This window comes from Polaromonas sp. P1_G1, from assembly GCF_056405595.1.
In genome coordinates this window covers 1-7,511 of sequence record NZ_JBFUBU010000087.1, presented here as the reverse complement: position 1 = coordinate 7,511, position 7,511 = coordinate 1, and the positions used below count along the sequence as shown (strand labels likewise).

The window sequence follows — 7,511 nt, the reverse complement described above, 5'->3', positions numbered from 1 at the left end:
GCTCGGTCCAGGCGGGGTCTCGCTAAACTCGCCTTCGGCTCAGACAACGCGATCCCTGATCCGCCTGAACCTCCGCTCCTCGGCGCATCCACAAGGGGTGGGGACGAGGAATACCAAATCCAAATACTGAAAACCACAAGGACTCGCCTTGGCGAGTCCTTGTTTGTCTTGGTTTGTTCTTTGTATTTCTGTCTTCTGTTTCCGCTTCCGCTCCCGATTGCCCCGTCCTGGCTGGGCCGATGAGCGCAGACGTAGGCGGATCAGGGATCGCGCTTGTCTGAGCGAAGCGAGTTTGCGCGAGACCCCGCCGTAGTCGAGCACCGCAGGTTGCCCGTAGCGAAGCGTAGGGACCCAGACTGCGGGTCGCCTTTCTTTTGCTTACTTTTCTTTGGCGAAGCAAAGAAAAGTGAGTTGCTGCCGGCAACCCCGGCCCCGGAATCCAAACCAACAACAGCGCCAAAAAAAACTAAACCCCCTCCAGGTTCCGCACCACAGGCGGCTGGCTGACCAGCGACAGCAAAAAGTCGATGTCAGCCGGCTTGACCACATGATGATCAAACCCCGCCCGTTGCGACCGCTGCCGACTCTCAGCCTCCCCATACCCCGTCAAGGCAATCAACAACGCATCTTTGGATTCAGGCCGGCTACGCAATTGGCGCGCCACTTCAAACCCGTCCATGCCGGGCAGGCCGATGTCGAGGATGAGCACGTCGGGCCCGAACTCCTGGGCCACCGTGAGCGCCGCCGCGCCGTCGTTCGCGATCCTCACCACATAGCCTTCGAGTTCCAGCAAAACTTTCAGCGTGTCCGCCGAGGCCGGCAAGTCGTCGACGACCAGGACTTTGCGGGAGGCGGCCGGCGCGGGCCTCGCGGCTTTCGGCGCTACGGCGGCGGGAAGGGCCGCGCCTTGCGCTGCAAGCTTGGCCGGGAAGGACACGGTGATGCGGCTTCCCTTGCCGCGGCCTTCGCTATAGGCCTCGACCGTGCCCTGGTGCAGGTCCACCAGGTGCTTGACGAGCGTGAGGCCTATGCCCAGCCCGCCCTGGGCGCGGTCCAGCGCCTGGTCGCCCTGGGCGAACAGGTCGAAGATGTGCGGCAGGAATTCGGCGTCTATGCCCTGGCCGGTGTCGGAGACGGTGATAAAAATGCTGTCGCCCTTCAGCGATGCGTCCAGGGCGATCTTGCCCTGCGGGTCGGTGAACTTGGAGGCGTTGTTGAGCAGGTTGGACAGCACCTGGGACAGGCGCACCAGGTCGCCCCGCAGGACCACGGCCTCGTCCGGGAGCTTGACCTTGAGCGACTGCTGCCTGGCGGCCAGCAAGGGGTTGCTGGCTTCGACGGCGCGCTCGCATAGGGTGGCGAGCAGCAGCGGCTCCATGTGGACGGTCACCTTGCCGCGCACGATGCGCGAAACGTCCAGCAAGTCGTCGACCAACCGGGACATGTGGTCGACCTGGCGTGCGATCACGTCGCGCGCCCAGGCCACCGTCGGGTCGGCCACCTGGGCCCCGTTGATGATGTGGACCGCGTTGCGTATCGGCGCCAACGGGTTGCGCAGCTCGTGCGCCAGCATCGCCAGGAACTCGTTCTTGCGGCGGTCGGCCTCCTGCACCAGCGTGTAGAGCCTGGCGTTTTCCATGGCGATGGAGGCCCGGCCCACGACCTCGCTGAGCAGCGCGGCATCGGCCTGCGCGAAGCCGCCGGCCTTGCCGAAGAGGATGAGCGCGCCCAGTTGCTGATCGCCGGCGACCAGCGGGCAGACGGCCATCTCCTCGTGGTCCGGCGGCAGTTCCGGCCAGGCCGGCGGCGGAGCGGACGCGGCCGGTGCCGCGCACAGGTCCATGGCGGTCAGAAACTGGATGTCGCGCGAGAGCATGGCGCCACGGGCCACCGCGGCCATGGCCGGGCTCAACTCGCGGTGGCATTCGAGCAATACCGGGCCCAGGGAGGGATCGGCATCGCCCGCGATTTTGAGGCAGCGGCAGTGCAGTTCGCCATGGTCGTCCAGCAAGGCGACGGCGGCCATGGCGCCCAGGCCGGGCACGGCGATGTCGGCCAGGGCATGGACGGTGGCGTCGATGTTGAGGGACATGGACAGGCGCTGGCTGGCCTCGGCCAGGTAGGCGGCGCGGCGCGTGGCCTCTTCCGCGGCGGTGCGGGCCGCCTCCGCCCGCGCCAGCGCCTCGCGCTCGACGGCCTGCTGCTGCAGCTGGCGGTGCATGCGGTGCAGCTCGACGAAGACCTTGACCTTGGAGCGCAGCACGCCGGGCACGACGGGGGTCGAGATGTAGTCGACCGCGCCCAGCTCGTAACCCTTGGCGGCCTGCATCTCGTCCACGTAGGCGGTGATGAAGAGGATGGGCGTCTGCGAGGTCTTCTTGTACTGCCGGATCAGGCTGGCGGTTTCCAGGCCGTCGATGTCGGGCATGTTGACGTCGAGCAGGATGACGGCGAAGTCCATCTGCAGGATCAGGCGCAGGGCCTCGCGGCCGGAACGGGCACTGACCAGGTTCTGCCCCAGCTCCTCGAGGATGCTGCCCATGACGACGTGCTTTTCAGGCAGGTCGTCGACGATCAGGATGTTGACGGGATCGGGATTGAGCATGGTGGCCGGCTCCTGCGGCATGAGGACAGCGCTCATCGGGGCAACCAGGCGCGCAGCACGGCCAGCAGGTTTTCGGTATTGACCGGCTTGGACAGGTAGTCCCAGGCGCCGGCCTCAATGCATTTCTCGCGGTCGCCCTTCATGGCCTTGGCCGTGACGGCGATCATGGGCAGGCTCTTGCCGGCCGGCAGCTTGCGGATCTCCTGCATGGTGACCAGGCCGTCCATCACCGGCATCATGATGTCCATCAGCACCACGCTGAGCTGCGGGTCGGAGGCGACCTTGGCGATGGCGTCGTGGCCGTTGTCGGCCCAGACGATGTCCATGCCCTCCTCTTCGAGCACGGTGGCCAGGGCGAAGATGTTGCGCATGTCGTCGTCGACGATCAGCACCCTTTTCCCGGCGAGCGATTTGTTGGCCTCGTGCAGGGCCCTCAGGGTGCCGCGCTGCTTTTCGGTCATGCGTGCCTCTGTCAGGTGCAGGGCATGCATGGCCTGGTCCAGCACCCGCGGGATGGACCTGGCCTCGCGGAACAGGAAGCCGTCGCGGGACTGCCAGGCCGGCTGGTGCAGCGCGTCGATGGGCCCGTCGCGCCAGACCACCACGGGCAGCGGCCCGAGCGCCCGGCGCTCCGGCGCGGCACGGCGCATGCCCTCAAAGCCCTCGGTCAGGGAGGCATCGTCGGTGACGACACATTCAAAGCGGGTGAGGTCTTCGGCCTTGACGCCGGCCAGCGAGGCTACGGCGGTGCACTGCACATGGCTGTGCTGCAGCATGCCGGTGACCTCGCCGCGCAAGACATCGTCCTTCAGGGCGACCAGCATATGCCGGACCGAGCGCGACACATAGCGGTGCAGCTGCTCCAGCATCTCGTCGAGCACTTCCTTGGACGGGATCGGTTTTTCGATGAAGGCCATGGCGCCCGAGCGGTAGGCGCGGTCCTTGGAGTCGTCGGTGGAGATGACGCAGACCGGGATGTGCCGCACGCCGGCGTCCTGCTTGATGCGCTCTAGCACGCGCCAGCCTTCCATGTCGGGCAGGTGCATGTCCAGCGTGATGGCCGAGGGCTTGTACTCGGCTGCGAGCGTCAGCGCGCCAGCGCCCAGCGGGGTCACCAGGCCCTTGAAGCCCTTGGCGCGGGCCGCGTCGAGCAGGAAGCCGGCGAAGGCCAGGTCGTTTTCCACGATCAGCAGCACGAAGTCGCCGGGCTGGATGGCGTGCCGGTCATCGGCGGCTTCGTTGGCCAGGGCGCTGGCGTCCGCCGCCAGGACGGCATCCTCAAAAGCCGGTTCCAGCTTCTCGAAGCCGAGCCGGACGGGCGCGCTGGCTTCGATGCGCTGTTCGGCGCTGCCGCCGGGCTTGCGCGCGCCGCGCGGCGAGGCGTAGACCAGCGGCAGGTAAAGCACAAAGCTGCTGCCCTCGCCGGGTGCGCTGGACAGGCGGATCTCGCCGCCCAGCAGGCGCGAGAGTTCGCGGCTGATGGCCAGGCCCAGGCCGGTGCCGCCGTATTTGCGGGAGGTAGAGCCGTCGGCCTGCTGGAAGGCTTCAAAGATGATCTGCTGCTTGTCGGCGGAAATGCCGATGCCGGTGTCGGTGACGGAAAACGCCAGCACCTGCTGGGCGCGGTTGAGTTCCTCGTTGTCCGGGCTCCAGCCGGTGAAGGCTTCTTCGATGGCCAGGGCCACGTGGCCCTGGTGCGTGAACTTGAAGGCGTTGGACAGCAGGTTCTTGAGGATCTGCTGCAAGCGCTTGACGTCGGTCACCATGGACACCGGCAGCTGCAGGCCGGTGGTGATCAGGAAATCCACGCTCTTGGCCTCGGCGACGTGGCGGAAGGTGCGCTCCACATACATCTGCAGGTCGGACAGGCGCAACTCGTTGACGTCCACGACCACCGTGCCCGACTCGATCTTGGACAGGTCCAGGATGTCGTTGATCAGCATCAGCAAATCGTTGCCGGATGAATGGATGGTCTTGGAGAACTCCACCTGCCTGGCGGTCAGGTTGCCTTCGGAGTTCTTGCACAGCTGGTCGGACAGGATCAAGAGGCTGTTGAGCGGCGTGCGCAGCTCGTGCGACATGTTCGCCAGGAACTCGGACTTGTACTTGGAGGTCAGCGAAAGCTGCTTGGCTTTTTCTTCGAGCGCCTGGCGGGCCTGCTCGACCTCCTGGTTCTTGCGCTCCACCTCGTCGTTCTGCTGGACCAGCAGGTGGGCTTTTTCCTGCAGTTCCTCGTTGGTCTGCTGCAGTTCTTCCTGCCGGCTTTGCAGCTCCTGCGCCAGGGACTGCGACTGGGTCAGCAGGTCCTCGGTGCGCATATTGGCTTCGATCGTGTTGATCACGATGCCGATACTTTCGGTGAGCTGGTCCAGGAAGGCCTGGTGCGTCGGGTTGAATCGCTCGACCGAGGCGAGTTCGACCACGCCCCGGACCTGGCCCTCGAAGATGATGGGCAGCACCAGGATGTCCATGGGCGCCACTTCGGTGAGGCCGGACGATATCTTGAGGCCCTGGGGCATCGAGGAGGTCAGCAATATCTTCTGCTTGTCGAAAGCGCACTGGCCTATCAGGCCCTGGCCCAGGTCGATTTCCTTGCCGTAAGCGCCCTGCCCGTCCGAGGCGTAGCTCGCCATCAGGCGCAGGCGCGGCCTTTCATGCGTGTAGCTCAGCACGTAAAACTCGGCCTGCTGGGCACCTACCACCGGGGCCAGTTCCGAGAGGATCAGGTGGCCCACGGCCACCAGGTCTTTCTGGCCCTGCAGCATGCGGCTGAACTTGGCCAGGTTGGTCTTGAGCCAGTCCTGCTCGGTGTTGACCTGGGTGGTGTCCTTGAGGTTGCGGATCATTTCATTGATCGTGTCTTTCAGGGCGGCCACCTCGCCCAGCGCCTCCACGGTGATGGAGCGGGTCAAGTCGCCCTGCGTCACGGCTGTCGCCACCTCGGCGATGGCGCGCACCTGGGTCGTCAGGTTGGCGGCCAGCTGGTTGACGTTTTCGGTCAGGCCTTTCCAGGTACCGGCCGCGCCCGGCACCTTGGCCTGGCCGCCCAGCTTGCCTTCGACGCCCACCTCACGCGCCACCGAGGTCACCTGGTCGGCGAAGGTGGCCAGCGTGTCGGTCATGCCGTTGATGGTGTCGGCCAAAGCGGCGATCTCGCCCTTGGCCTCCACGGTCAGCTTGCGTTCCAGGTCGCCGTTGGCCACGGCCGTCACCACGCGCGCAATGCCGCGCACCTGGCTGGTCAGGTTGCCGGCCATGAAGTTCACGTTGTCGGTCAAGTCCTTCCAGGTACCGGCCACGCCCTGCACGTCGGCCTGGCCACCCAGCTTGCCTTCGGTGCCCACCTCGCGCGCGACGCGCGTCACTTCCGATGCGAAAGATCGCAGCTGGTCCACCATGGTGTTGATGGTGGCCTTGAGTTCGAGAATCTCGCCTTTCACGTCCACCGTGATCTTCTTGGACAGGTCACCGGCGGCCACGGCCTTGGTCACGTCGGCGATGTTGCGCACCTGGGATGTCAAATTACCGGCCATGAAGTTCACGTTGTCGGTCAGGTCCTTCCAGGTGCCGGCCACGCCCTGCACGTCGGCCTGGCCGCCCAGCTTGCCTTCGGTGCCCACYTCGCGCGCCACMCGYGTCACTTCGGAGGCGAAGGATCGCAGCTGGTCCACCATGGTGTTGATGGTGTTTTTCAGCTCCAGGATTTCGCCTTTGACGTCCACCGTGATTTTCTTGGACAGGTCACCGGCCGCCACGGCCGTCGTCACCTCGGCGATGTTTCGCACCTGAGCAGTCAGGTTGGACCCCATGGAGTTGACCGAGTCGGTCAGATCCTTCCAGGTGCCGGCCACACCCTGTACGTCGGCCTGGCCGCCCAGCTTGCCTTCGGTGCCCACTTCGCGCGCCACGCGCGTCACTTCGGAGGCAAAAGACCGCAGCTGGTCCACCATGGTGTTGATGGTGTTCTTGAGTTCAAGAATCTCGCCCTTGACGTCCACCGTGATTTTTTTGGACAGGTCACCGGCCGCCACGGCGGTTGTCACTTCGGCGATGTTGCGCACCTGTGCGGTCAGGTTGGAGCCCATGGAGTTCACGGAATCCGTCAAGTCCTTCCAGGTGCCGGCCACGCCTTGCACGTCGGCCTGGCCGCCCAGCTTGCCTTCGGTGCCCACCTCGCGAGCGACACGCGTCACTTCGGACGCGAAGGACCGCAGTTGGTCCACCATGGTATTGATGGTGGCCTTGAGTTCCAGGATTTCGCCCTTCACGTCCACCGTGATCTTTTTGGACAGGTCGCCTGCCGCCACGGCCTTGGTCACTTCGGCGATGTTGCGCACCTGGCCTGTCAGGTTGGAGCCCATAGAGTTGACCGAGTCGGTCAAATCCTTCCAGGTACCGGCCACGCCCTGCACATCGGCCTGACCACCCAGTTTGCCTTCGGTACCGACCTCGCGCGCCACACGCGTCACCTCGGACGCGAACGAGGAAAGCTGGTCCACCATGGTGTTGATGGTGTTTTTGAGTTCCAGGATTTCGCCCTTCACGTCCACCGTGATCTTCTTGGACAGGTCGCCGGCCGCCACGGCCGTCGTCACCTCGGCGATGTTGCGCACCTGGCCGGTCAGGTTGGATCCCATGGAGTTGACCGAGTCGGTCAAATCCTTCCAGGTGCCGGCCACGCCTTGCACGTCGGCCTGGCCACCCAGCTTGCCTTCGGTGCCCACTTCACGGGCCACACGCGTCACCTCGGAAGCGAACGACGAGAGCTGGTCCACCATGGTGTTGATGGTGTTCTTGAGTTCGAGAATCTCGCCTTTCACGTCCACCGTGATCTTCTTGGACAGGTCACCGGCGGCCACGGCCTTGGTCACGTCGGCGATGTTGCGCACCTGGGATGTCAAATTAC

Annotated in this window: 2 protein-coding genes; both read right to left on the bottom strand. The window is 65.0% G+C overall.

The window, feature by feature from the left end; genetic code table 11:
- Positions 1–466: 466 nt before the first annotated feature.
- Complete coding sequence (locus AC1D1Y_RS25470; RefSeq protein WP_477684804.1) at positions 467–2,641, bottom strand: response regulator; 2,175 nt, start codon at positions 2,639–2,641, stop codon at positions 467–469.
- The coding region (locus AC1D1Y_RS25465; RefSeq protein ID WP_477684803.1) for a HAMP domain-containing protein at positions 2,638–7,511 on the bottom strand (4,874 nt) is incomplete at its 5' end. The genes AC1D1Y_RS25465 and AC1D1Y_RS25470, both read right to left, overlap by 4 nt.